Here is a 23,585-nt window from a genome sequence, read left to right as displayed (position 1 = left end):
GGCGGCGAAGCGGTGTTGCGGAACGTGACCGACGGTGTCGCCGTGTGACGTACCTCGCACCGTGCGAGGATCGCCGGATGGTCTCGTCGTTCCTGACCCACGCGGAAGTGGTGGTCGACCCCGCGGTCCCGATCGAGTCGTGGGGGCTGTCGCCCGAGGGTCGTGTCCGGGCCGCCGCCGCACACCGGCTCGCATGGACACCGGTCTCCCGGCGGATCGTCTCGAGCACCGAGCGCAAGGCCGTCGAGACCGCAGACCTGCTCGCCAGCGCCGTCGGACTGCCCGTCGAACAAGACCCCCTGCTGGGCGAGATCGACCGGAGCGCGACCGGCTACCTGCCGCCGTCCGAGTTCGAGGCCGTCGTCGACGCGTTCTTCGCGGAGCCCGAGCAGTCGGTCCGCGGCTGGGAGCGGGCGATCGACGCCCAGGAGCGCATCGTCGCGGCCGTCCGCCGGCACTGCGCCACCGGCGACGTCACGATCGTGTCGCACGGCGCGGTCGGCGCGCTGCTCCTGGCCCACCTGCGCGGCGTCCCGATCACGCGCGCCCTCGACCAGCCCGGCATGGGCAGCGTCTTCCACTTCGACGTGCCCGCCTGGCGGGCGACCAGCGGCTGGAGACGCGTCCCAGCGACCTGACGGGAGGCGCGGGGCGGGGCCGCCACGGGCCTCCCGTCCGCCGCCTGCGCGGCCCGACCGCCCCGCTCGTCAGACCACGCGCGTCGCGCCCGTCACGGGGCCGGGGGCGGCGTCCTCGTCGTCGGCGTCGTGCAGGGTGCGCTCGGCCTGCCCGAGCAGGTGGTGCACGGCGAGGCCGATCGAGCGGGCACCGACGACCGCGACGAGCACGCTCAGCAGCGCCAGCAACGCGGTGGTGGGGATCCAGGCGGACGGCAGCGCGAGTGCCCGGAACCACTCCACCGCGGCGGTGGCGACCGCGGCGGCCGGGAACACGAACGACCAGAACCCGAGCGAGAACGCCAGGCGGACGTACCGCGGCAGCAGGGCCAGCTGCACGAGGACCATCAGGACGCCGAGCCCCGCGATGGCCTGCACGGGCAGGGTCACAGCGCCGTCGGTGAGGGCGAACACCGACAGGGTGGCGACCGCCGGCGGCGCGACCAGGATCGCCATCGTCGGCACGAGCGGCCCCGGCAGCGCCGGCCGGAACGCCAGCCGGATGAGCAGCAGGCCGGTCATGACGCCCCAGAAGAACACGCCGACACCGAGGGCCGGCCAGGACAGCCAGCCGACGCCGACCTCGTGCGTGGCGACCGAGGCGACCAGGGCCGCGGCGACGGTCGGCAGCAGGTAGCCGCCGTGCACGGACTCCAGGGCGAGCCGGCCCTCGAACCAGGTGCTCAGCAGCCAGGCGGCGAACCCGGCCGCGGTGGCCACGGCGGCGAGCACCACGACCTGCCCGGCGACGGGGGCGAACCGCGCCAGGTCGACGCCGAGCAGCATCGCGGTCGCGGGGACGAGCGCGGCGATCGGGCCCTGCGCCGGGTGGCGGAGCTGGTCGACCAGCCGTTCGCTGACGCGTGCGCCCCGGACGATGTGCGCACCGAGCAGCCACACCCACGCGACGGCGGCGATCGCCCAGAACACCTGCGGCACCACGGTGGGCAGGTGCAGCACGGGGGCGGCGTACGACCACGTCTCGGCGAAGCCGGCGAGGCCGAACGGGACGGCGAGGGTGTTGAGCGGGATGCGGGAGGTGGGTCGTGGCATGGCTCCCCCATTGTCCTGGACGGGTCGGTTGCGCCGGTGCGCGGCCGCGGGCCGGGCGTGCTCCGCGGTCAGGCTGCGGGCAGCTGCTCGCCCGCCTCGATCGCCACGTCGAGCCGGTTCTCGGCGGGCGGCAGCGGGCAGGTCGCGTGCGGGGTGTAGGCGCACGGCAGGTTCGTCGACCGGTTGAAGTCGATGCGGGTGGCACCGTCGGCGTCCGGTGCGGCAATGTCGAGACTCCGGTTCGCCGCGTACGTCGTGACCCCGCTCGTGCGGTCGGTGAACAGCACGTGCAGGCCGCCGGCGTGCCCGTTGAACGCCAGGAGCGACCGCGGCCCGTCGAGGTCGAACGTCAGGACGCCGGGGGCCTCGTACACGTGCAGCAGGCCGTCGACGACGCTGCCGACGGTTACCTCGCGCGGGGTGCCGAACGGCTCGAAGTGCGCGTCCACGACGAAGCGCTCAGCAGGGGCGTACGCCGGGGTGCCCTGGTAGCCGACGCGGGTCGGGTTCGACGGGTGCCGCGGGCGGAGCAGGTCACTGCCGCCGCGCCGGGCGACCTCGATCACCACGGTCTCGTCGCCGTCGTGCCACACCACGTTCGTGCTCGAGCGCTCCGGCAGCGGGCCGAACCGGTGCGTCCCGGTGACCGGCTGTCCGTCGACCTCGATGGTCTCGTCGTCGGCCAGTGCGACCACCGGGCCGTCCTCGTCCGTCGACCAGCTGCCCGGGGCGTCCTCGAACCGTTCCGGCGTGCCGGTGAGCCAACGGATGCTCGTGATCGCGAGGAAGCCGTGCTCGCTCGCCCGGGCCTGCTCGTGGTCGTCGTGCCACGTGGTCCACGATTCGGCGAAGGTCGGTGCGGCCGGGGTGGTCGGGTTCGTCGTGGTGGTGTCGCTCGTCGGGGTCGTCGTGCTCATGGGTCGACCGTACGACTCGTGGCCCGGTGACGCGACGATCGTGTCGCCGTGCGTCGGCGGGCGGCGGGGCGGGCGGGCCGGGCCGATGCGGAACGACACCGTCGACGTCGTACGACATCGACCCTGTCGTTCGCACGCGCCTGCAACCGTCCGCGCACGCAACAGGCGACCGAGTCGGTGTCGTCCGACATCGACCCTGTCGGTCGGCGTCCGCACGCAGCCGTGGTCGCGCAACGTAACGGGCCCGATCGCTCGTGGCAGAGTGGCACTGCAGCGCACCGCGAAGCCTCGCGCGCGGCCCCCGACTCCCGACAGTCCGCACCCATCGAGAGGAAGGCAGCGCATGCCCTTCGAGAACACCGACCGCATCCAGGCCACCACGGCCGGATCGCTCCCCCGCACCCCGGAGCTCATCGCCGCGAACGCCGCACGGCCCGTGGCCGACGACGGCTTCACGCTCGAGACCACCGACGAGGTCCGGGCCCTGACGAGCGCGGCCGTCGACGACGTCGTCGCACGGCAGACCGCGCTGGGCATCACGCAGCCCGGTGACGGCGAGTTCGGCAAGGCGATGTCGAACAGCGTCGACTACGGCGCGTGGTGGGGCTACTCGTTCCAGCGTGTCAGCGGCCTGAGCCTGACCGACGAGAACATCTTCTCGCAGCAGCCGGTCCGGTCCACCCCGGGGAACATCCGGCTCACGAGCTTCCCGGACCGCCGCGACTGGACGATCTTCCACAAGGCCTACACCGACCCCGAGTCGGGCATCGGCACCGGCAAGAACGCCACCGCGTTCCCGACCACGACCGGTCCGATCACCTACACCGGCCACGAGGCCGCGGCCACCGACGCCGCGAACCTCAAGCACGCGGTCGAGGCCGTCGGCGCGGACAACGGCTTCATCACGGCGCTCTCCCCCGGCTCCGCCGCCCGCATCGCGAACGAGTACTACGCGACCGAGGAAGAACACATCTGGGCGTGGGCGGACGCCCTGCGCGAGGAGTACACGACGATCCTCGACGCCGGCCTCGTGCTGCAGATCGACGATCCCTCGATCGCCGAGAACTGGGACCAGATCAACCCCGAGCCGAGCATCGAGGACTACCGCGCCTTCACCCGCATCCGTGTCGAGGCGCTCAACCACGCGCTGCGGGGCCTCGACACCAGCCGCGTGCGCTTCCACCTGTGCTGGGGCTCCTGGCACGGCCCGCACACCACCGACATCGAGCTCCGCCACATCGTCGACCTGATGCTCGACATCGACGCCGGTGCGTACTCGTTCGAGGCCGCGAACGCCCGCCACGAGCACGAGTGGACCGTCTGGCAGGACGTCGCCCTGCCCGAGGGCAAGGTCATCGTCCCGGGCGTCGTCGGCCACGCCACGAACGTCGTCGAGCACCCCGATCTCGTCGCGCAGCGCATCGAGCGGTTCGCCTCGGTGGTCGGGCGTGAGCGCGTCATCGCCGGCACCGACTGCGGCCTCGGCGGCCGCGTGCACCCGCAGATCGCCGCGGCGAAGCTCGAGTCGCTCGGTGAGGGTGCCCGGCGCGCGAGCGCGAAGCTCTTCTAGCCGCCCGTTCCTTCCCAGAACAGCTGCGATACCTAACGAGATCGGGCGTACCTGCCAAGAAGAACACCGCAGGTACGCCCGATTCCGCCAGGTGCGCCCGGTTCGGGGAAGTACGCCCGGTTCGGGCAGGTATGCCCGGATCGGGCAGGTGCGCCCGGTTCGGGCAGGTACGCCCGGTTCGGGCAGGTACGCCCGGTTCGGACGCACGCGCGGACGGACGGGAGGCCCGGTGCCAGCTGGCACCGGGCCTCCAGGCCGTCAGCGGGTGCGTCTACCGACGCGAGCGGCCGAGCACGACCGCCGCGCCCGCAGCGGCGACGCCGAGCCACACGAGGGGGCGCGTGACGCGCCGTCGCTTCGCGACCCAGCCGCCGTTCGTCGCGTTCGCGGCGTCGGCGGGGGCGTAGAGGTTCCCGTCGGTGGGGGCGCCCTCGCCACGGAGCGCGAACGTCTCCACCATCGGCTTCGTGATCTTGTGGAACAGGCCCGGGAACACGTACTGCAGCGGCACGAGCGACGCCTGGATGCGTCCGACGAAGCGGTAGCGCTTGGGGTGCGTGGCGGCCTGCACGACGGCACGGCCGGCTCGCTCGACCGAGACGGTGGGCGGCAGCGGGTGCGAGGTCTTGCCGGTGTAGTTGGCGCCGTTCTGGTAGATCGGGGTGTCGATCGTGGACGGCAGCAGCGCGGTGAACTTGATGCCGGTGCCCGCGAACTCGTCGCCGAGCACGTCGACCAGGCCGAGCGCAGCGTGCTTGCTCGTCACGTACGCCGACTGGTACGGCGCCGAGAGCAGCGACTGGATCGAGCCGACGAGCACGTAGGTGCCCTTCCCGCGCTGCTTCCAGTGCGGCAGCAGGTGCGTGATGGCGTTGAGGTGCCCGTACAGGTTCGTGTCGACGACGCGCTTGAACGCCTCGGTGGGCGTCTGCTCGAACAGGCCGTAGACGAACAGGGCCGCGTTGCCGACGAAGACGTCGATGCGACCGAAGCGGGTCGTCACCGTGCCGATCAGGTCCTTGACCTGGTGCTCGTCGGCGACGTCGGTCGGGATCGCGATCGCCTCGGCGCCGAGCTTCCGGCACTCGGCGGCTGCGGCCTCGAGCGAGTCGTGCCCGCGTGCGGCGAGCACGAGCGTGGCGCCCTGCCGGGCGAACTCGTGTGCGGCGGCCCTCCCGATGCCGCTCGATGCTCCGGTGATGACGACGATCTTCCCGCGGTACCGATGTCCCATGTGTCCTTGGTACCCGGCCGTGGTCCGTTCCCGCACAGCCGGGTCGTACCCCTGCACGCGGTGCGAAGATGGAGCATGCGCAAGGACGACCTGACCGTCGACGAAGCCGCGGTCATCGCCGAACACGCCCGCGCCGGTGTCCTCGACGTCGACGACCCCGAGGTGCGGAAGGTCGTCGAGCAGGCGAACCGGGTGCTGGTCCGTGCACAGATGTGGGGCGAGGAGCGGAGCCCGAAGCTGCGGCGTCGCCGACGGCTCATCGCGGTCGGCGCCCTCGTGATGGTGCTCGTCTGGGTCGCGGGGTTGCTCGTGCCGCTGGCGATGCGCTTCGGCTGACCGGTGCGCCCCGCGGACGAAGCGGGATCCGGGCCTGTTCAGGCGCAGCCGGATGGTGCATGATCCGACGACCACACCACCATCGCGCTGCAGGGAGCACGACATGGACCAGCACATCGATCGACGGCGCTTCATGACGCTCGGACTCACCGGAGCCGCGACGACCGCCCTCGGCGCGACGGCGATCGGCTCGGACGGGTCGGCACAGGCCGCGACCGGAGCTGCGGCGCCGACCGCTGCCCCCGTGCTGCTCGCCGCCGACGAGTTCGACGGCCCGGCCGGCAGCGCGCCGAACCCGGGGATCTGGCGGTACGACCTGGGTGCGGGCGGCTGGGGCAACGCCGAGCTGCAGACCTACACGGACTCGCGGCGGAACGCGGCGCTCGACGGTGCCGGCAATCTCGTGATCACCGCACACCGCGAAGCCGACGGGTCGTACTCATCGGCCCGGCTGAAGTCCGAGAGCACCTACACCGCGCAGTACGGCCGCATCGAGGCGCGGATCCGCATCCCGCGCGGCCAGGGCATCTGGCCGGCGTTCTGGATGCTCGGCGCGGACATCGGGCAGGTCGGCTGGCCGGCGTGCGGGGAGATCGACGTCATGGAGAACGTCGGGTACGAGCCGGGGATCGTGCACGGCACGGTGCACGGACCCGGGTACTCCGGCGCGCAGGGCATCTCGGCGGCGTACACGAACCCGTCCGGAGCAGCGTTCGCCGACGACTTCCACGTGTACGGGGTCGACTGGCGCCCCGGCTCGATCACCTGGACGGTCGACGGCGTCGCGTACCGGACGATCACCCGGGCCGACGTCGGCTCGGCCCCGTGGGTGTTCGACAAGCCGTTCTTCGTGATCCTCAACGTCGCGGTCGGCGGGAACTGGCCGGGTTCGCCGGACGCCTCGACACGGTTCCCCCAGCAGATGACCATCGACTGGCTGCGGGTCCACCAGAACGCCTAGCCGGGATCGCCGAAGCGGACGAGCGTCAGGGACGGCGGTTCGCCCGGGCGACGAGCCACAGGTAGGTGCTGTGCCCGACCAGGGCGAGTCCGAAGAACACCGCGGCGACCGCGTAGACCCGGTCGAGCTTGCCCTGCCCGATCACGAGCATCACGACGCAGAACGCGACGGCGATCGCGAGGACACCGACCTGCACGGTCGACCAGATCCGTCGGAAGCGCGGCATGCCCGTCTCGTTCACGCCACCCATTCTGCCCGATGCCGTCAGTGCTTCTCCGGGTCGTGGCCCCAGTTCATGAGCGAGTACCGCCACGGGGTGTCGTGCACGTCGCCGCCGGGCCGCTGCTCCGAGTGCCGGGCGACGTAGCCGACGACCTTCCGCATGTGCGCCAGGTCGTCGTCGGTGCGGTCTGCCCTGTGCTTCTCGAGGATGCGGATGATGTGCCGGCCGCTCTCGTGGCCGGTCGACTCGCCGCCGCCCGAGGGCTTCTGCCCGACGGACTTCGACTCGTCGGTGTCGAGCCACTTCCGCAGCTCGGTGGCGGTCATGTTCACCGCGTCGTCGAAGTCGGCCCGGGTCTGCTCGTCGTCGTGCTCGCTCATGCGGTCGAGACAACCCGACGGTGCTGGACGACTGCGCAGGGCGGGGCGGGTCAGATGGGAATGGAACGGCCCCGCCCGGTGTCGAACACTCCACCGACCACGAAGGAGCCCACCATGAGCCTCGACCTCCACAAGAGCCCCGGCGCCGGAACCGTCACCGACGAGCGCGCCTGCCTGCCGAAGCCCGTCCTGCCCACCCTGCACGACGAGCGCACCCCGTCCTTCGGTCGCTGGCTCGGACAGATCAACCACACCGACTGACCCACCGTCGGGAGCGACGGCACGCACGGCCCGCCGACGGCCCGGCCCCTCGCCGCGCACTGCTACCGTGCACCCATGTCCTGGGGCCGGCGGTACTACGCGCTGCAAGCCGTCGGTGGAGCGGCCTGGTGGATCGCCGTCGCGACGCTGCCCTGGATCCGCACGGCGACGCTCGGCTCGCTCGACCCGGTGCTCGTCGCCGTGTTCGACGTCCCGCTGTTCGTCGTCGCCTCAGCGCTCGCCGCCGCCGGTGTCCGAGCCGCCGCGGTGGTCACGACGGTGTGGACCGCCCTGGTGCTCGTCGCCCTGAGCGTCTGGGCGACCGTGACCGGCGAGGCCGGCTGGGGCGTGCTCGTCATGCTCGCCGCCACGATCGGCTCGGCCCTCGCCCTCGCCCTGGTGCTGCTCGGGCGGGTCCCGACGGAGTGGGTGACGAGCGGTCCGCTGCGGATCCGCACCGCCGACGCCAGCGCCCCGCGCTCCCGGCACGTCACCGCGACCGCGCTGCAGATCGTCGTCTTCTGGGGCCTGTTCCTCGGGGCGTTCCCCCTGCTCATCGCGTTCGCCGAGCACCGCTGGGGCCTCCACCCGCAACTGCCGGCACCCTTCGTCACCACCCTCACCGTCGTCGGTGTGGTCGTGCTCCTGCTGGCCAGCGCGCTCGGCATCGCGTCGGCAGCGGCGATGTCGACGAAGGGCGAGGGCACGCCGCTGCCCTCGGCCACCGCGAACCGCCTGGTGGTCGCCGGGCCGTACCGATCGGTGCGGAACCCGATGGCACTGGCCGGCATCACCCAGGGCGTCGCCGTCGGCCTGCTGCTGTCGTCGTGGCTGGTCGTCGTCTACGCGGTCGCCGGTTCCGTGGTCTGGAACTGCATCGTCCGCCCGCTCGAGGAATCCGACCTGGCGGAACGGTTCGGCGACGACTTCCGTCGCTACGCCGAGCAGGTCCGGTGCTGGGTGCCGCGGTGGCCGGTGCCGGCACGCGTGGGTTCGGTGCCGCTCAGCTCGTCGCGCCGCTGATGTTGACCAGCCACGACACCCCGTGGCGGTCGGTCAGCATGCCGAAGGTGTCGCCCCAGGGGGCGGTGGTGAGCGGTTCGACGATCGTTGCGCCCTGGGCGAGGCCGTTCCACCACCGCGTCAGCAGTTCGTGGTCGTCACCGCTGAGCGAGAGCGAGATGCTGCTCTCGGCCGGCGTCGGCATGCCGGACGGCGCGTCCGAGGCCATCAGGAGCAGGCCCTCGTCGCCGTCGAGCTGGCCGTGCATCACCTTGTCGGCGTCGGCGGGGTCCTGGCTCATGCCGGCTTCACCGAACGTGCCGATGGTGAGCGTGCCGCCGAAGACCGAGTGGTAGAACTCGAGCGCTTCGCGGGCGCCGCTCCGGAACCCGAGGTAGGGGTTGAGGCGAACGGTCATGACGGTCTCCCTCGTCCAGCGCGGGCGCCGTCGCCCGCGTCGTGATCATGCTGGCAGAGTGCGCGTCCCCGCGTAAGGAGACGCCGTCGTCTTCGTTCGGCGCCGCCAGGTCGTCGAGACGCCTCCACTTTCGGCGGCGTCTCGACGGCGGGGCGGCGGCGCAGCGGGACGCCGGCGTGTTCGAAGCAGCACCAACGCCGGACGGGAGGCGCGTGGCGGCGCCGCCACGGGCCTCCAGGCCGTCACCCGGCGGGGTCCACCACCGGCGGTCGCGCGGACGGGGCGAGCTCACGGATCCGCTTCGCGGGGACGCCGGCGTAGACGCCGTGCGCCGCCAGGCGGCCGACGACCACGGCGCCGGCGGCGACCACGACGTCGTGCTCGATGTGGGCGCCCGGCAGGATCGTGGCGCGGCCGCCGATCCAGACGTGCTCCTCGACGACCACCGGGCGGCCGGTCGCGACGTCGCTCCACCGGCCCTCGGCGTCGATCTCGTGGTGGCTCGTCATGATGAGCACCTGCATCCCGATCGCGGTGTTCGCACCGATCGTCACGGGAGCCACGGCCTCGACGGTCACGTTGCGGTTGCAGAAGACGCCCCGGCCGATGGTGAGGTGCTTCGGGTCCCCCGTCAGCGAGAACCCGGTGCCCACTCCGGACTCGGCGCGTGCCCCGGCGGCACGGAGCAGCAGCCGCCGGACGATCCGGGGCAGCAGCGGGGATCCGAGCAGTGCCGTGAAGACGAAGTGCTCACGGGCGTAGGAGGCGTCCTCGACGAGCCGACGGCCGAACGTCGACGGATCGGTCGTCGGCGGGACGGCCGTGGTCGGGACGGGTGGTGCTGCTGAGCCGGCCATGGGGTCTCCAGTCGTCGTGGCTGCGTGTCCGTGCAGCGCAAACGTAGGGCGACGATCGTCGGCGATCGGCCGGACGGCGGGCGGTTGCGGGATTCTTGCGGGCCCGCGCGGCTGCTCGCTAGGCGCGGGCGCCGTCCCGCGCGGTGGACGCCGTCTGCCGGGGCAGCTCGCCGAACTCCTCGCGGTAGCTCCCCGCGAACCGGCCGAGGTGGGCGAACCCGGTGGCCCGGGCGATCTCGGCGATGCTCCGACCGTCGCCCGACTCGAGCTGTTCGCGGGCGAGCAGCAGCCGGATGCGACGCAGGTACATGGTCGGGGTGATGCCGTGGTGCCGCTGGAACGCCGCCTGCACGCCACGCACGCTCAGGCCTGCGGCCTCGGCGACGTCGTCGACGGTGATCTGCTCGGTGGCGTGCTCGAGCAGGAAGGTCTCGGCACGGGCGAAGCGGGCGGTGGCGGCCATCGCTGGCTCGTGCTGCCCGACCGGCCAGTGCGGGATCGCGGTGAGCAGCCCACCGGCGGCGAAGCGCGCGAGCTCCCGCTCGCGTTCGACCGGGACGGCGTCCGGTCCGGCCAGCACCTCTTGTGCGACGGACCGCACCATGAGCCACCAGGCAGCGAGCGGGGCTCCCTCGGGGACGTGCCGCGGACGGAACTCGATGGGACCGGGGGCCCAGTCGCCGCGCTCGGCCGCGACCTGTTCGACGATCGAGCGGTCGATGCGCAGGACGTCCTTGTTGCACGCGATCCAGCGGAAGCGCTGGGGCCCCTGCCGGAAGAGCGTCGGGCGGCCGATCTTCACGGTGTTCTCGTCGACCTGGGCGACCCCGGACTTCATCCAGAAGATCATCATCGCGTCGCCCGGCTCGATCGTGCCGCTCAGGACCCCGGTGCAGCGGGTCGACTCGAGCGACAGCAGTGCCGTCCCGCGCACGCGCTCCTCGAACACGAACTCGGCGTCCGTGGGTTCGACCGACAGTCCGTGGGTGATGTGCGTCCGAGCCATCGCCTCGGCCGCGACCGACGGCTCGGCGGTCTGGGTCTCCCGCAGCAAGCGGTGCATCGTCTCGGGCACGTGATGATCCTCCCGACAAGTCGGCGTCCGCGCAACGAGCGACGCGCCGCGTTCCTGTACGGCGGCCAGCCAACGCGCTGTTGGCTGTGCTCCAGGAGGTCGAACATGAAGTACATCCAGTACGACCGCTCGACGATCCTGACGAGCGACGACGTGGCCGATGCCGTGATCGAGTACGCCGCCGCACTGGCCGGGGGCAGCCGTGCCGACACCGTGGCGATCCCCGCCGTGGCCGCCGACGGCACCATGACGACCACCAAGGTGCTCATCGGTCCGTCGAGCCAGCTCGTCGTCGAGGACGCCGAGGAGGACGAGCTCGAGGGTGAGGACACCGTGTTCGTGGCACGGCTGCGCGCCGCCGCGCTGACGTTCGACCACGACGAGGTGATCCACGCGGACACCCGGTCGGACCTGACCGAGGGGCCGGTGGAGTAGGGGCGTCGGCTCAGCGCCCGAAGTCCGGCGGCGACGCGTTGGTGTCGACGGCGAGCACGGCCTCGGTGCGCCGACCGAGTTCGAGCAGGAACGCCTCGCCCTCGGGTTCGAGGTCGTCGTCCGGAGCGGGCTCGAGGGCGACCGGGATCGCCGGGGCCAGGAGCACCTCGATCGTGCTCGCCACCCCGAAGTCGTCGGCCGTCGGGATCGACACGACGTCGCTCAGCCGGCTCTGGTGCAGTGCTGCGGCGTACCGGATCACCGCGTCGGCGATCGTGTCGCTCGTCAGGACACGGACCGTGCCCGCGTAGTTCACGTACTTCAACGTTGCTCCCTGGTGAAGAGGAGCTTCCGTCGCGGTGACGGTTCCCTGATCCGGTGCCACGGTAGGCCGCCGTTGCGCGCCGCACACATCTTCGCTTTCCGGACGGGGTACGCCCGGAGCCTGAACCGGTGCCCAGTGGGGGTCGCCGACCATCGGGGACGTCCAGGGAAACCGACCACAGGGAGAGACATGACCGAGCAGCAGCAGCCCCCGGGGAGCGACCAGGAACTCACCCCGAAGGCCGACCACGGCGAGGAGTCGTACCGCGGCTCCGGCAAGCTCACCGGCAAGCGCGCCGTCATCACCGGCGGGGACAGCGGCATCGGGAAGGCCGTCGCGATCGCGTTCGCGCGCGAGGGTGCCGACGTCCTGATCAGCTACCTGCCGGAAGAGGAGGACGACGCGCAGGACACGAAGCGCTGGATCGAGAAGGCCGGTCGGAAGGCCGTGCTGTTCCCGGGCGACGTGAGCGATCCCGCGTACTGCCGATCCGTCATCGACCAGGCGGTCTCGGAACTCGGCGGGCTCGACGTCCTCGTGAACAACGCCGCCTACCAGATGACCCACGAGACGATCGAGGAGATCAGCGACGAGGAGTGGGACCACACCCTCGCGACGAACCTCAGCGCCTACTTCCACCTCGTCAAGGCCGCGCTGCCGCACCTCGGCCCGGGGTCGTCGATCATCGGGTCGAGCTCGGTCAACTCCGACAACCCGAAGCCGAACCTGGCGCCCTACGACGTCACCAAGGCCGGCGTCGCGAACCTGTCGGCCGCGCTGGCGCAGCTGCTCGGGGAACGCGGCATCCGCGTGAACAGCGTCGCCCCCGGTCCGATCTGGACGCCGCTGATCCCGTCGACGATGCCGCCGGAGCAGGTCGAGCAGTTCGGCAAGCAGTCGCCGCTCGGCCGTCCCGGCCAGCCGGCCGAGCTCGCGCCCGTCTACGTGCTGCTCGCCAGTGACGACGGCAGCTACGTCTCCGGCGCACGGGTCGCCGTCACCGGCGGCACCCCGATCCTGTGACGGGACGCCGGTCCGGCAACGGGACCAGGTGACGGACGGGAGGCCCGGGGCACGACGTGCGCCGGGCCTCCCGTCCGTCGTCGGGGGACGCTCCTGGCTGAACCGCCGCCCACCGGGGCCGGCCTACGTTCAGGGCCATGTCCACGCGAGCGAAGACCGTCACGGCGCTGTTCGGCGCCGCCACCGTAGCCCTCCTGCTCACCGCCTGCGACCCCGGCGGAGCGCAGAACATCAACCCCGTCGGCAAGGTCCCCGGCTCCGAGGAGAAGTCGCAGTCGGCCCAGTGCGACGTGGCCGCCAGCGCCGCCGTCGACATGATCGACAAGGCCGTCGGGTCGCACGACACCACCGAGTTCGCGAACATCCAGAAGGGTGACGGCGGCTGGTACCTCGGTGCCGCGATCGTCCCCGCGGACAGCAACGACTCGAACGACGACGAGGTCACCATCTGGGCGACCACCGCCGACCCCACGGCCGACGACTTCGACGGTCCGCTGTACGCCGTGAACGACGTCGCCAAGCAGGCCGTCGCCGACGAGACGACCACTACCTCGGACGCGCCGACGCCGTTCGCCGACGACTCGAAGGCCGCCCAGCAGGTCGAGAGCTGCGTCGTCGAGGCATCCGACCGCTAGTCGTCGGACACCGTGTTGTGGCCGATCAGTCCTTGGGCTGGTCGGCCACTTCCACGTCCACGTGGTAGTCGTCGCCGCCGTCGGTGCTGATCGTGGACACCGAGTCGTAGACCACGTCGTAGCCCGCCGTGTTCACGTCGCAGTGCACCTCGGCGCCGTCCTCGATCGCGATGTCGTCCGCACCGCAGTCGACCTCGGGCGTCGCGTCCGAGACGTCCGCCAACGCGTCGACGACGACGCGTTCGAAGGCGTCCGGTGTGACGGTCCGTGACGACGACGTCGACACCGCGCACCCGCTGAGCGTCACCGCCAGGGCGATCGTCGCGGTGAGCGTCGTGAGTGCGGTGATGGCGCGCTGGTGCTGCATGGTGTCCCCCGTGGTCCCCTGGCCGCTGCTCGCCCGAGATCGGGGACCGGCGGTTCCTCGACGATAGCGGGAAGGTGCGAGGACGTCTGCACGAGTTCGGGTCAGGAGCAGACGTCCTCGCGCTACGACGCCGTCGGGTTCGACGCGGTGGTCATGACGAGGCCAGCCCGGGAACGGGGGGTCGGGCACCCGCCGGTAGGGTCCGGCGGGGTAGCTTCCGGAGACTGTACGTCGACCACGGCTCAGACGTGTACAGAATCCGCCGGAACCGGACAGGAACCGGCGGGTCCCGGATCAGCCGCGCAGCCGCTAGCCGTGCAGCAGCCGGTCCGCGACGCGGGCCCACTGGTCGTGCTCCCACTGGGCGTAGGCCTGTCGCCGACCGGACGACCCGAAGTCGTTCTCGACGTTCGCGCTGACGGTCATGATCGTCTGCCCGTCGGTGGCTCGGACCGTGAAGTCGATGTTCAGCACCGATCCGGCCCCGCCGATGTTCTGATCGGTCGCGGTCATGATCAGGCCGGAGTTCACGCCCGGCCGCACCGTCGGATCCGAGTAGTCGTACAACGTGCTCACCCGGAAACTGTCGTCCCCGAACCGGTTCAGGGTGAACGGCACCACGTCACCCACCTGCGGGAACGCGGTCGGGGCGCCGGTGATCGGGATACCGCAGGAGAAGCAGGTGTGCAGCCGGTTCCAGATGTCCGTGGGGCTCGCGTGCCCCAGGGGGTAGGTGAACGAGTAGTTCCAGTGCTGCGACGGGGTGGTGGGGGTGGACGGCGTGGCCGCCGTGGGCACGGCTGCAGCCGCCGGCGCGGCGTCTGCGGAGGCCGGCGCCGGAGCCGCCACCAGGACCGAACCCAGGACGAGCGCGACGCCGGAGAGCAGCGCGGAGACGTGGTGCGCCCGAGAGGGCACGGAGATGGACATGTCGTCTCGTTCCTCGGCGTGTGCCGTCGGCTTCACCAGACGATCGTCTGGTGACTCCACGGTAGGCGAGCTGGGACCGCGCCCGGCTGGGCGTCCGCCCGGGGAGTCGTGAAGGCCTGCTCAGCAGCACAGCGGCTCACTAGACGATCGTCTTCTGAACGCCTACGGTTCCCAGCACCCCGTTCCGCTCCCGAACCGTGAGAGACCGCATGCGCAGCCCCCGCCAGACCACCGAGCTCGAGACCGGCCGCTGACGTGGCCGCGGCGAAGGCGACCGTCCTGCTCGCGAGCGACTTTCCCCTGTCGGCGATGCGGGGTGAACGCGCCGCGCTGGTCGAGCAGGCGAAGGCCTTCGCGGAGTCCGGTCACGTCGTCTGGGTGGCGACTCCGCGCTCGAGCGAGACCGCGGAGCTGCGGAAGCACGGCGTCCGCCTGTTCGAGGTCGAACCGTCGATCAGCGCCCCGGAGAGCGACCTGCCGGTGGTCCGCAACTCGGTCCGTGTCCGCCGGTGCCTCGGCACCCTGATGCTCGAGGAACGGATCGACCTCGTCGTCACCCACTCGGACTTCGGCCTCGCCGCGGCGGCGCTGACCACGGCGCGCTCCCTCGAGCTGCCGACGATCCACACCGTGCACGGCTCGGCGCCGGTCCGGGGACGGACCGCGGCGGCGATGGCGCCCCTCGCACGGCACGCGCACCGTGTGGTGACCGGCATCCGGTCCACGCGGCACCGCTTCACGGGGCACCCCATGGACGACGCGCGCCGCAACATGGCCGTGGCCGTTTCGAGGGCGGCCGACGTCGTCGTCACCCCGACGACCCGGCAGGCCCGTGTCCTCCGCGAGGCCGGCGTCGGCCCGGTCCACGTCGTGCCCAACGCCCTCGGCCGCCGACCGGTCGAACCGCCGCCGGCGCCGGAACTCGGCCCGCTCCGACTCGTCTGGGCGTCGCGGTTCACCCCGGACAAGCGCCTCGACGTCCTCCTCAACGCGATCCGGCTGGTGGAGATCCGGCTCGGGGCACACGCCGTGCGGGTCGACGTCGCCGGCGGGACCGTTCCCCCGACCCGCACGCCGGTGTCGGTCCGTGTCCACGGCCGCCTGTCGTCGCAGGCCGTCCACGACCTGCTGCTGTGCGGGCACGCGGCGGTGGTCTGCTCGCTCGAGCACGACGGCCAGCCGATGACCGCGCTCGAGGCGTTCCGGGACCACCGTCCGGTCATCGTGTCCGACATCCGCCTGGCGAGCGAGTTCGGCTCCGCCGCCGTCCTGACCGACGACGAGACCGCGTTCGGGCTCGCCACGACGATCATCGAACTCGCCTCGGACCGGACGCTGCTGCGGCCGCACACCGCCGCCGCGATCGAGCACGCGCGGCTCGCGACGGCGGAACGGCACACCGATCAGGTCCTCCGGCTGGTCGCCGGCAGCTGCCGGCCCTGAGTGACGGCTCCCCCGCGAGCGCGCGCCGCCCTGGGCGCACCACGGGACGGACGGGAGGCACGGTGCGGGCCCGACCCGGGCCTCCAGTCCGCAGGCGGTCGAGCAAGGAGAACGCCCCGATGAGGAGGGGGGATCTCATCGGGGCGTTCCGTTCGTGGGGCCGCGTCAGGCGGCGAGGCGCGCAGCGAGCGCGGTGGCGCGGGACCGGAGGTCAGCGTAGGTGGCCTCGTACGCGTCCGGCGTGCCGACGCGCGAGGGGTTCGGCAGCGACCAGTGCAGGCTGTCGCCGTCGTTGATCGACTCGTGCGCACGGTCGCAGACCGTGACGACCAGGTCGCCGTCGGCGACGAGGTCGCGGAAGGCTCGCGGAACGTGGCGGCCGAGGTCCAGGCCGTGGCGTTCCCCGACGGCGACCGCCCCGGGGGCGATGGCGGCCGCGGGACGCGTCCCGCCGGACAGCGAGCCGATCTCGCTGACCTGCGCCCAGACGCCCGCGGCCAGCGGTGAGCGCGCGGAGTTGCCGGTGCAGACGAACAGCACGCGGGACACCGGGCCCGGCACCGCCGCCGAACCGTGCGGGACACCGCTCGGTTCGAGGTGCAGGTAGCTGCGGCGCCCGTCGCCGTCGGAGCGGCGTCGTGTGACCAGACCGGCCTGCTCGAGGACGCGCAGGTGGTGCGCCAGGAGCGGCCCGGAGATCCCGAGGGCGGCCCGCACCTCGCTCGGGCTGACGTCGGACGCGGCGAGCAGGTCGACGATCGCCAGGCGGGCGACGTCGCCGAGGGCCGCGTGCTGCGTCGCACGCCGCTCGAGGTCCTGCCGCCCGGTGTTCATCGGTTCAATGTTGACTGAACCATCTGCCATCGTCAAGATGAGCGGGTGACGACCAGCCCTGAGCCCCTGCGGTCATCCGCGGCATCGGTGTTCCTGGTGTTCCTGCGGCTCGGGCTGACCTCGTTCGGCGGGCCGGTCGCACACCTCGGGTACTTCCGTGAAGCCTTCGTGGTGCGTCGCCGCTGGCTGCGGGACGACGCCTACGCCGACCTCGTCGCGCTGTGCCAGTTCCTGCCCGGACCGGCGTCGAGCCAGGTCGGGATGGCCCTCGGGCTGCAGCGCGCCGGACTGCTCGGGCTCCTCGCGGCGTGGTGCGGGTTCACCCTGCCGTCCGCGGTGCTGCTCGTCGCGTTCGCCCTGCTGGTCTCCGGCACGCCCGACCTGGCCGGCGCCGGGTGGCTGCTCGGGCTGCAGGCCGCCGCTGCCGCGGTGGTGGCGCAGGCGGTGCTCGGCATGGCGCGCTCGCTCACACCGGACCGCCGTCGGGCGACCATCGCGGCGGCCGCCGCGATCGTGGTGCTGCTCGTCCCCGGCCCGGCGGCGCAGGTCGCGGTCATCGCGGTGTGCGGTGTGGTCGGCGTGCTGTGGCTCGGTCGGGTGGTCGGCCCGGTCGAGGATGTCGGAGACACCGAGGACGTCGACGACGCCGAGGTCGCCGTGCGCCTCCCCCGCTGGGTCGCCGTGTCGGCGCTCGTCGCGTTCGCCGCCCTGCTCGTCGCGGCACCCGTCGCCGCGAGCGGCACCGGGGCCGTTCGCCTGTTCGGGGTCTTCGCCCAGGCGGGCTCGCTCGTCTTCGGCGGCGGCCACGTCGTCCTGCCGCTGCTCGAGTCACAGACCGTGGCCACGCACCTGGTGGGCCACGCGGACTTCCTGGCCGGGTACGGCGCCGCACAGGCCGTGCCCGGGCCGCTCTTCACCTTCGCCGCCTACCTCGGCGCCGTCGCCGACGGCAGTCCGAGCGGGCTCGTCGGCGCGGCGGTGGCACTCGTCGCGATCTTCCTGCCGGCGGCACTCCTCGTCATCGGCGCCCTGCCGTTCTGGCACGTGCTCCGCGCCCTGCCGTGGGCCCGGCGCGTGCTGGCCGGCGTGAACGCGGGGGTCGTCGGGCTCCTCGCCGCGGCACTCTGGGACCCGGTCATCACCGAGGGGGTCCGCTCAGCACCCGCACTGGCGCTCGCCGTGGCCGCCTTCACCGCCCTCACCCGCTGGTCCGCTCCCCCGTGGGCCGTCGTCATCGGAGCCGGCCTGCTCGGCGCCGTCGTCCTCTGATCGGAGCACCCCGCATGCCCACCGTCCTGTTCGTCTGCGTCCACAACGCCGGCCGCTCCCAGATGGCCGCCGGCTTCCTGCAGCACCTGGCGGGTGGCCGCGTCGACGTCCGGAGCGCCGGCTCCGAACCGGCCGACCAGCTCAACCCCGTGGTCGTCGCGGCGATGCTCGAGGAGGGCATCGACATCCGGAACGAGCAGCCCGCCCTGCTCAGCACCGATGCCGTCCGCGCCGCCGACGTCGTCATCACGATGGGGTGCGGCGACGCCTGCCCGGTGTTCCCGGGCAAGCGCTACGAGGACTGGGAGCTCACGGACCCTGCGGGGCTCGACCTGGACGCCGTCCGGCCGATCCGCGACGACGTGCGCGCGCGGGTGCAGGACCTCATCGCCCGGACCGCTCCCTGACGCGGTCGAGCAGGCGGTCGACGAGCTGCTCGCGCCACGGGACCGACGACCAGACGTGGTCCGCACCCTCGACCGCGGTGAACGTCGCCCCGCTGAGCAGTTCGCCGTAGCGCCGGCCGTACTCGACCGGGACGATCTCGTCGGCAGTGCCGTGCAGCACGTCGACCGGCCCGTCGTACCCGCGTGCCTGGGCGTAGACGTCGAGTCCGTCCCGGACCTCGTCGACGAACCCGCGCCCGAGGGCGGTCCCACCGAAGTCGAACCAGCCGCGGTCACGGACGGGTGCGAGCGGCTGCCCCTGGATGGTGTCGTGCACGGCGATGTCGTCGACCACGACCCCGGCCGGCGACCACAGGGTCAGGCTCCGCACCAGGTCGGGGACCCTCGCCGCCGCCATCGCCGACTCGACGGCGCCCAGGCTGTGGGCGACGACGTCGATCGGTGCCCCCTGGTCGTCCGAGAACGCCCGGATCATCGTGACGACCTGCTCGACCTCGTCGCCGATCGAGATGTCCGCGAACCGTCCGTCGCTCGTGCCGTGCCCGAGACGGTCGTAGGAGCGGACCGTCAGACCGGTGTCGGTCAGGGCGGTCGCGGCCTGCACGAAGAGCTGGCGCGGACCGATCGACGAGTCACCGAACCCGTGCACGAACAGCACCGCGCCGCCGGCAGCCGCGGGCGCCGACGCCGACGCCGACGCCGGGCGGTACTCCCACCCCCGGAGCGCCCCGCCCCGGTGCTCGAGCCGGATGCTCGTCAGGGCACGCTCCACCGGACGTTCCGCGGTCATGCTCAGTTGCTCCGGTCGGCGAACCCGGCCGGCAGGTCGGCGGGCGCAGTGTCGACGACGGTCTCGTCGTCCTGGCCGACGAACTCGAACAGGGTGATGTGGGCGAACTCGGGGACGACGTAGATCGGGTAGGTGGGGCCGGCGTCGCGGTACTCGCGCATCCGGTCCAGGTGGTCGTTCTGGAACAGCACGGTCTTGCTGCCGTCCTCCTCGACCCAGTGCGGGAAGAAGATCGTGCCGTGCAGCACGCGCTCCCCCGGCACCACGGTCACGACGACGCTCGTGCCGGTCGGCTCGTTCCACGACACCTTGTAGACGCCGGCGGTGAGCACCACGAGGTCGACCTGCTGGTCCTTGACCCAGCGACCGCCGACCATGCCGGAGTGGATGCGGTAGTCGATGGTGGTGGCGTTCTTGACGTACATCTCGTACTGCCAGCCGTTGGCGTACGTGTAGATGAACCGGTGTCCGACGATGCCGGAGAGGTCCTGCGACGGGACGGGCTGTGCGACTGAGGTGGTGATCGTCATGCACCCATCCTGCGCCAAACATAGTTTTGTTGCAAACCTTTTTCGAGGACCTAAGCTGAGGACATGGGCAGCGAGCACGACACCGCAGGACTCCGGGACATCGCCCGGCGCCTCAGCGACCAGGTCGGCCCGTTCCGCCGCACCCTGCTGAACGCATCACGCCGTGACGGTGCACTGCCGGAACTGCCCGACGCCCAGATCGAGGTCCTGCGACGACTCGACGACGCCGGATGGCTCACGCCGACGGCGCTCGGCCGGTCCCTCGGCCTCGCCCGCTCCACGGTCAGCAACCTCGTCACCGCGATGGAACGCGGCGGGCTCGTCCACCGGCGGCTCGCCACCGGCGACGGCCGCAGCACCGAGATCGCCCTGACCGAGCTCGCGTCCGAGCGGCTCCGGGTCTACGACGCCTCGGCCGAGCACGTCCTGGTCGGCGCGCTCGAACGCCTGGGCCCGGACGGGGTCGACGCGCTGCGCGCCGCGCTGCCCGTGCTCGCCGAGCTCCGCCTGGCCATCGACGAGCCCGGAGCGTAGGGATCGGCTGACAGTGCGCGTGAGCCGTCGCACAGGTCCGGCTCGTCGATCACCAGCGGGAGCGGGTCACCCTGGCAGCGCGCGCACAGGCCGCCCTGGAGGCGCGCACCGCGACTGAGAAGCCGGTCACGGTCGAGCGAGTGGCGGCCCCAGGGCGCGCGTGGGCTTCCAGGGACCGGTTCCATCGTTCTGCCGTGCAGACGACATCACTTCTCCCCATCATCGCCAAGGCGTGTGCGGTGGCAGCTCCGGTCGCCATCGCCGTGTCGCTCGTGGCCGGTCCGGCCGTGGCGGCACCCCTCCACACCTCCACCTCCTCCTCCACCTCCGTCACCACGGCGACCTCCGCGCACCACACGGTGGACCGTGCGGCGCGGACGACCTCGGGTGGCACGGCGGTCTCGCGGCTCGACCGTCGCGCCGAGCAGCGCAACGAGGCCACGGTCCGGCACCTGTTCCGGTGCGCGTTCCGGTCCCCCGCGTCCGCGAAGGCCCGTGCGGCTGCACGGACCGCCGTCGCGACCGGTGCCGTCGCGCACGGTGCGACGAGCGCCTCGGGTCCGTCGGCGTTGCTCGCCGAGTTCACCGCCGACCGCTCCCGGGTGCCCGGCGCCCACGCCGTGATCAAGCACATCGCCGGTGACGCGGACCTGGTGGCCGTGCACTGGCAGATCACCGCGAAGCCGAAGGACGAACGCACCGGTGACGCCGCCGTCGACCTGTTCCGCATGCGCAACGGGCGCATCAGCGAGTGGTGGGCACTCCGCCAGACGGTCCCGACGGGGACCCCGGCCAGCGGCAACACGAACAGCATGTTCAGCGACCTGTACCCGGCCGCGAAGCGTGACCGTCACCTGACCGAGCGGCAGGAGGAGCACAACCGGGTGCTCGCCGTGACCGCGTACGACCGGCTGTTCCGCGACCACGACGTGTCCGTCCTCGACGAGAAGTTCGACCCGGCGTACCTGCAGCACAACTCGGTCGCCGCGAACGGCACGGCCGCGCTCAAGCAGTTCTTCGCCGGCAGCGCCGCGCAGAGCCTGCCGAAGCAGGAGTCCGTCATCTCGCTCGCCGACGGCGACCTGGTGTGGACGTTCTCGAAGCCGGTCGGGGCGAGGGCCGACGCACCGTTCGGCGCGGCCGACCTGTTCCGGGTCGACCACAACCTGATCCGCGAGCACTGGGACGTCGTCCCGACGAGCTGAGGCTCGACCACGGAGCCGCGCGTCTCAGGACGCGCGGCTCCGTCGTGCCCGCTCCTTGATCGCGGTGATGACGGCCGTCTTCGCCTCGGCGTAGGCGTTCATGTCGTCCCAGCTCCGGTCGAGCAGCTCCCGCTTCGTCCGTTCGTACAGCGCGCGGTCGTCGGCGTCGGCGCGCAGGTGATCCCGGAGGAGCAGGTACTCGTCGACCGCCGTCGCGCCCCGCTCGTAGACGTGCACGTGGACGTCTCGGGCCGGCGTCCGGACCAGGCGGTGGCCCGGTTCGCGGACACGCAGCTCGTACCCGGCGGCGAGGAGCTGGTCGAGGTACGTGGCCTCGGCGGTGACGTCGGCGACGACGACCACGATGTCGACGATGGGTTTCGCTGCCAGGCCGGGGACGGCCGTGGAGCCGATGTGCTCGACGACCGGAGCGTCCGTGCCGGAGCCGGGGAGGGCCTCCAGGATGCGTCGCCGGTGGTCCGCGAAGACCGCAGCCCACCCGCTGTCGGCGGGGTGCAGGGTCACGGTGACCGGCTCCGGGCCGCCGATGATCGCGATGGTCGTGACGTCCGGGCGGGGGTGGTCGTCGTCGTGCTGCACCCGGACATGATCGCAGCCCGTGGTCGCCGTCGTCGATCGCGTCAGAGCTTCGCGGGGAACGCCGATCCGCGGCCGATGACGGTGAGGAGCGCCGCGACCGCCCCGAACACGATCATCACCACGGCGAGCACCAGCCCGTCGAAGGCCGTCAGCAGGGCGGCACCGAACAGGCCGGCCGCGAAGATCGCGATGTTGAACGCGACCGGCAGGAACGCGCTCGCGACGTCGGCGTCATCACCGCCGGCGGTCGTCAGGGCGGCCTGCAGCTGCGTGGAGGACCCTCCGAAGCCGATGCCCCACAGGCCCGCGGCCACCAGGACCGCGACCGGCGACTCGTGCCCGACGAGCAGCACCACGCCCGCCAGGACGAACAGGCCGACGCTGCCGTGCAGCAGGGGTCGGGGGTGCCGGTCGAGCAGCGCGCCGGTCACGACGACGCCGAGGATCGCGGCGATCCCGTAGACGAGCAGCACCAGCCCGGCGCTCAGGTCGGTGCCGGTCGCCCGCAGGTACGGCGAGATGTACGTGTAGATCGTGTTGTGCGCCACCATCCACGTCGCGATCACCGCGAGGATGACCGCGATGCCGCGGATCCGGAACACCTGCACGACGGACAGCTTCGCGCCGCTCGTCTGCCCCTGGGCGTCCGGCACGAACAGCGCGATCAGTGCCAGGACCACCACGCCGACCAGGCTCAGCCCGATGAACGACGACCGCCAGCCCAGGGCGTTGCCGATGAAGGACCCGAGCGGGGTGCCCAGCGCGAACCCCACCGGCGCGCCCGTCGACACGATCGCGAGCGACACCCCGGCGAAGCGTGCCGGGCTGATCCGCCGGGCGTAGGTGGCGAACATGCCCCAGATCGTCCCCGACATCGCGCCGGCGACGAACCGGGTGACCAGCGCGACCGCGACGTTCGGCGCGAACGCGGTCAGGGTGTTCGCGACGAGGAGCACGGCGATGGCGGCGACGATGAGCGGCTTGCGGCGGAACCCGCGGGTCAGGGCGATCGCCGGGACCGTGGCGATGACCGTCCCCATCGCGTACGCGCTGACGAACAGGCCGACCGTGCCCTCGCTCGTGCCCATGCCATCGGCGATCGCGGGCAGCAGCCCGGCCGGCATCGTCTCCATGGCGACGAGGAGGAACCCGATCGCGGCGAGCAGGGCGAGCGGGAACCAGGGCAGTCGACCGTCGGTGGCCCGGTCGGTCGTGGGGAGGTCGGAGGTCGTCGTGGTCACGGACCGACGGTAGGGGCATGGTCCGGCGGACAGGGAGGTTCGGCTGGACCCCG

At 72.2% G+C, this 23,585-nt stretch carries 30 protein-coding genes; 14 read left to right on the top strand and 16 right to left on the bottom strand.

Translation table 11 applies throughout. The features are described from left to right. The first annotated feature begins 77 nt into the window (after positions 1-77). Positions 78-638, top strand: a complete 561-nt coding sequence (locus DEJ08_RS08410) for a histidine phosphatase family protein (protein WP_111054615.1) — start codon at positions 78-80, stop codon at positions 636-638. 69 nt (positions 639-707) lie between these two features. On the opposite strand, the gene DEJ08_RS08405 is transcribed toward DEJ08_RS08410, so the two are convergent. Further along, positions 708-1,730 carry an SLAC1 family transporter gene (locus DEJ08_RS08405; RefSeq protein WP_111054616.1) on the bottom strand — a complete coding sequence of 341 codons (1,023 nt, stop codon included), beginning with the start codon at positions 1,728-1,730 and terminating at the stop codon, positions 708-710. A 68-nt stretch (positions 1,731-1,798) separates the two neighbouring features. Then, entirely contained in the window at positions 1,799-2,647 is an 849-nt protein-coding gene (locus DEJ08_RS08400) for a DUF1684 domain-containing protein (RefSeq protein WP_258367082.1), read from the bottom strand. Between the two features lie 343 nt (positions 2,648-2,990). Here DEJ08_RS08400 and DEJ08_RS08395 point away from each other — a divergent pair, with 343 nt between their 5' ends. Continuing rightward, positions 2,991-4,217, top strand: a complete 1,227-nt coding sequence (locus DEJ08_RS08395; RefSeq protein WP_111054618.1) for a cobalamin-independent methionine synthase II family protein — start codon at positions 2,991-2,993, stop codon at positions 4,215-4,217. A gap of 271 nt (positions 4,218-4,488) precedes the next feature. On the opposite strand, the gene DEJ08_RS08390 is transcribed toward DEJ08_RS08395, so the two are convergent. After that, positions 4,489-5,451, bottom strand: a complete 963-nt coding sequence (locus tag DEJ08_RS08390) for an SDR family NAD(P)-dependent oxidoreductase (protein WP_181438995.1) — start codon at positions 5,449-5,451, stop codon at positions 4,489-4,491. A gap of 75 nt (positions 5,452-5,526) precedes the next feature. Between DEJ08_RS08390 and DEJ08_RS08385 the strand changes: the two genes are divergently transcribed. Then, positions 5,527-5,787, top strand: a complete 261-nt coding sequence (locus DEJ08_RS08385) for a hypothetical protein (RefSeq protein WP_071405277.1) — start codon at positions 5,527-5,529, stop codon at positions 5,785-5,787. Positions 5,788-5,890: 103 nt separating this feature from the next. Then, positions 5,891-6,748, top strand: coding sequence for a glycoside hydrolase family 16 protein (locus DEJ08_RS08380; protein WP_111054672.1), 858 nt, complete (start codon positions 5,891-5,893; stop codon positions 6,746-6,748). Between the two features lie 25 nt (positions 6,749-6,773). On the opposite strand, the gene DEJ08_RS08375 is transcribed toward DEJ08_RS08380, so the two are convergent. After that, positions 6,774-6,989: a hypothetical protein gene (locus DEJ08_RS08375; RefSeq protein WP_138803199.1), complete on the bottom strand. Its 216-nt coding sequence runs from the start codon at positions 6,987-6,989 to the stop codon at positions 6,774-6,776. Positions 6,990-7,012: 23 nt separating this feature from the next. Next, positions 7,013-7,351 (bottom strand): DUF3140 domain-containing protein, encoded by a 339-nt coding sequence (locus DEJ08_RS08370; RefSeq protein ID WP_111054620.1) that lies wholly within the window; start codon positions 7,349-7,351, stop codon positions 7,013-7,015. A 114-nt stretch (positions 7,352-7,465) separates the two neighbouring features. Between DEJ08_RS08370 and DEJ08_RS08365 the strand changes: the two genes are divergently transcribed. Both DEJ08_RS08365 and DEJ08_RS08360 read left to right on the top strand, forming a co-directional pair. Next, positions 7,466-7,612: a hypothetical protein gene (locus DEJ08_RS08365; RefSeq protein ID WP_181438996.1), complete on the top strand. Its 147-nt coding sequence runs from the start codon at positions 7,466-7,468 to the stop codon at positions 7,610-7,612. Positions 7,613-7,687: 75 nt separating this feature from the next. Further along, positions 7,688-8,635, top strand: a complete 948-nt coding sequence (locus DEJ08_RS08360) for a methyltransferase family protein (protein WP_111054622.1) — start codon at positions 7,688-7,690, stop codon at positions 8,633-8,635. Here DEJ08_RS08360 and DEJ08_RS08355 read toward each other — a convergent pair. From DEJ08_RS08355 to DEJ08_RS08345, 3 genes are all read right to left on the bottom strand, one after another. Continuing rightward, positions 8,616-9,032, bottom strand: coding sequence for a VOC family protein (locus tag DEJ08_RS08355; RefSeq protein WP_111046900.1), 417 nt, complete (start codon positions 9,030-9,032; stop codon positions 8,616-8,618). The genes DEJ08_RS08360 and DEJ08_RS08355 overlap by 20 nt on opposite strands. A 242-nt stretch (positions 9,033-9,274) precedes the next feature. Next, positions 9,275-9,889 carry a DapH/DapD/GlmU-related protein gene (locus tag DEJ08_RS08350; RefSeq protein WP_111054623.1) on the bottom strand — a complete coding sequence of 205 codons (615 nt, stop codon included), beginning with the start codon at positions 9,887-9,889 and terminating at the stop codon, positions 9,275-9,277. A gap of 118 nt (positions 9,890-10,007) precedes the next feature. Further along, positions 10,008-10,964, bottom strand: a complete 957-nt coding sequence (locus DEJ08_RS08345) for an AraC family transcriptional regulator (protein ID WP_111054624.1) — start codon at positions 10,962-10,964, stop codon at positions 10,008-10,010. A gap of 105 nt (positions 10,965-11,069) precedes the next feature. Here DEJ08_RS08345 and DEJ08_RS08340 point away from each other — a divergent pair, with 105 nt between their 5' ends. Beyond that, on the top strand, positions 11,070-11,399 hold the full coding sequence (locus DEJ08_RS08340) for a hypothetical protein (RefSeq protein WP_111054625.1): 330 nt from the start codon (positions 11,070-11,072) through the stop codon (positions 11,397-11,399). A gap of 10 nt (positions 11,400-11,409) precedes the next feature. Here the strand turns inward: DEJ08_RS08340 and DEJ08_RS08335 are convergent, their stop codons facing one another. Beyond that, positions 11,410-11,724 carry a hypothetical protein gene (locus DEJ08_RS08335; protein WP_071244494.1) on the bottom strand — a complete coding sequence of 105 codons (315 nt, stop codon included), beginning with the start codon at positions 11,722-11,724 and terminating at the stop codon, positions 11,410-11,412. Between the two features lie 189 nt (positions 11,725-11,913). Between DEJ08_RS08335 and DEJ08_RS08330 the strand changes: the two genes are divergently transcribed. Both DEJ08_RS08330 and DEJ08_RS08325 read left to right on the top strand, forming a co-directional pair. Beyond that, positions 11,914-12,747: an SDR family oxidoreductase gene (locus DEJ08_RS08330; RefSeq protein ID WP_111054626.1), complete on the top strand. Its 834-nt coding sequence runs from the start codon at positions 11,914-11,916 to the stop codon at positions 12,745-12,747. Between the two features lie 137 nt (positions 12,748-12,884). Then, entirely contained in the window at positions 12,885-13,382 is a 498-nt protein-coding gene (locus DEJ08_RS08325) for a hypothetical protein (protein ID WP_027465412.1), read from the top strand. Positions 13,383-13,407: 25 nt separating this feature from the next. Here the strand turns inward: DEJ08_RS08325 and DEJ08_RS08320 are convergent, their stop codons facing one another. After that, on the bottom strand, positions 13,408-13,749 hold the full coding sequence (locus tag DEJ08_RS08320; protein WP_111054627.1) for a DUF4333 domain-containing protein: 342 nt from the start codon (positions 13,747-13,749) through the stop codon (positions 13,408-13,410). Between the two features lie 309 nt (positions 13,750-14,058). After that, entirely contained in the window at positions 14,059-14,679 is a 621-nt protein-coding gene (locus tag DEJ08_RS08315) for a hypothetical protein (protein WP_146248497.1), read from the bottom strand. Positions 14,680-14,988: 309 nt separating this feature from the next. On the opposite strand from DEJ08_RS08315, the gene DEJ08_RS08310 reads away from it, so the two are divergent. After that, positions 14,989-16,122 carry a glycosyltransferase family 4 protein gene (locus DEJ08_RS08310; RefSeq protein WP_146248498.1) on the top strand — a complete coding sequence of 378 codons (1,134 nt, stop codon included), beginning with the start codon at positions 14,989-14,991 and terminating at the stop codon, positions 16,120-16,122. A gap of 165 nt (positions 16,123-16,287) precedes the next feature. Here the strand turns inward: DEJ08_RS08310 and DEJ08_RS08305 are convergent, their stop codons facing one another. Then, positions 16,288-16,956, bottom strand: coding sequence for an arsenate reductase/protein-tyrosine-phosphatase family protein (locus tag DEJ08_RS08305; RefSeq protein WP_111054630.1), 669 nt, complete (start codon positions 16,954-16,956; stop codon positions 16,288-16,290). A gap of 45 nt (positions 16,957-17,001) precedes the next feature. Between DEJ08_RS08305 and chrA the strand changes: the two genes are divergently transcribed. Further along, positions 17,002-18,225, top strand: coding sequence for a chromate efflux transporter (chrA, locus tag DEJ08_RS08300; RefSeq protein ID WP_111054631.1), 1,224 nt, complete (start codon positions 17,002-17,004; stop codon positions 18,223-18,225). A 14-nt stretch (positions 18,226-18,239) separates the two neighbouring features. After that, entirely contained in the window at positions 18,240-18,632 is a 393-nt protein-coding gene (locus tag DEJ08_RS08295; protein WP_111030197.1) for an arsenate reductase ArsC, read from the top strand. On the opposite strand, the gene DEJ08_RS08290 is transcribed toward DEJ08_RS08295, so the two are convergent. Continuing rightward, positions 18,610-19,422 carry an alpha/beta hydrolase gene (locus DEJ08_RS08290; RefSeq protein WP_111054632.1) on the bottom strand — a complete coding sequence of 271 codons (813 nt, stop codon included), beginning with the start codon at positions 19,420-19,422 and terminating at the stop codon, positions 18,610-18,612. The genes DEJ08_RS08295 and DEJ08_RS08290 overlap by 23 nt on opposite strands. 2 nt (positions 19,423-19,424) lie before the next feature. Beyond that, complete coding sequence (locus DEJ08_RS08285) at positions 19,425-19,952, bottom strand: phenolic acid decarboxylase (RefSeq protein WP_017885669.1); 528 nt, start codon at positions 19,950-19,952, stop codon at positions 19,425-19,427. A gap of 63 nt (positions 19,953-20,015) precedes the next feature. On the opposite strand from DEJ08_RS08285, the gene DEJ08_RS08280 reads away from it, so the two are divergent. Then, complete coding sequence (locus tag DEJ08_RS08280) at positions 20,016-20,486, top strand: MarR family winged helix-turn-helix transcriptional regulator (protein ID WP_111054633.1); 471 nt, start codon at positions 20,016-20,018, stop codon at positions 20,484-20,486. A 239-nt stretch (positions 20,487-20,725) separates the two neighbouring features. Continuing rightward, complete coding sequence (locus DEJ08_RS08275; protein ID WP_111054634.1) at positions 20,726-21,691, top strand: nuclear transport factor 2 family protein; 966 nt, start codon at positions 20,726-20,728, stop codon at positions 21,689-21,691. Positions 21,692-21,715: 24 nt separating this feature from the next. Here the strand turns inward: DEJ08_RS08275 and DEJ08_RS08270 are convergent, their stop codons facing one another. Together DEJ08_RS08270 and DEJ08_RS08265 are read right to left on the bottom strand one after the other, a co-directional pair. Next, on the bottom strand, positions 21,716-22,291 hold the full coding sequence (locus tag DEJ08_RS08270) for a GrpB family protein (RefSeq protein WP_111054635.1): 576 nt from the start codon (positions 22,289-22,291) through the stop codon (positions 21,716-21,718). Between the two features lie 41 nt (positions 22,292-22,332). Continuing rightward, positions 22,333-23,532 (bottom strand): MFS transporter, encoded by a 1,200-nt coding sequence (locus DEJ08_RS08265; RefSeq protein ID WP_258367087.1) that lies wholly within the window; start codon positions 23,530-23,532, stop codon positions 22,333-22,335. Positions 23,533-23,585 lie beyond the last annotated feature (53 nt).

Origin of the sequence: Curtobacterium sp. MCLR17_054 (genome assembly GCF_003234335.2) — a bacterium.
GTDB classification, from domain to species: domain Bacteria; phylum Actinomycetota; class Actinomycetes; order Actinomycetales; family Microbacteriaceae; genus Curtobacterium; species Curtobacterium flaccumfaciens.
The sequence above is the reverse complement of the archived record's forward strand: the minus strand, read 5'-3'. Positions and strand labels throughout refer to the sequence as shown.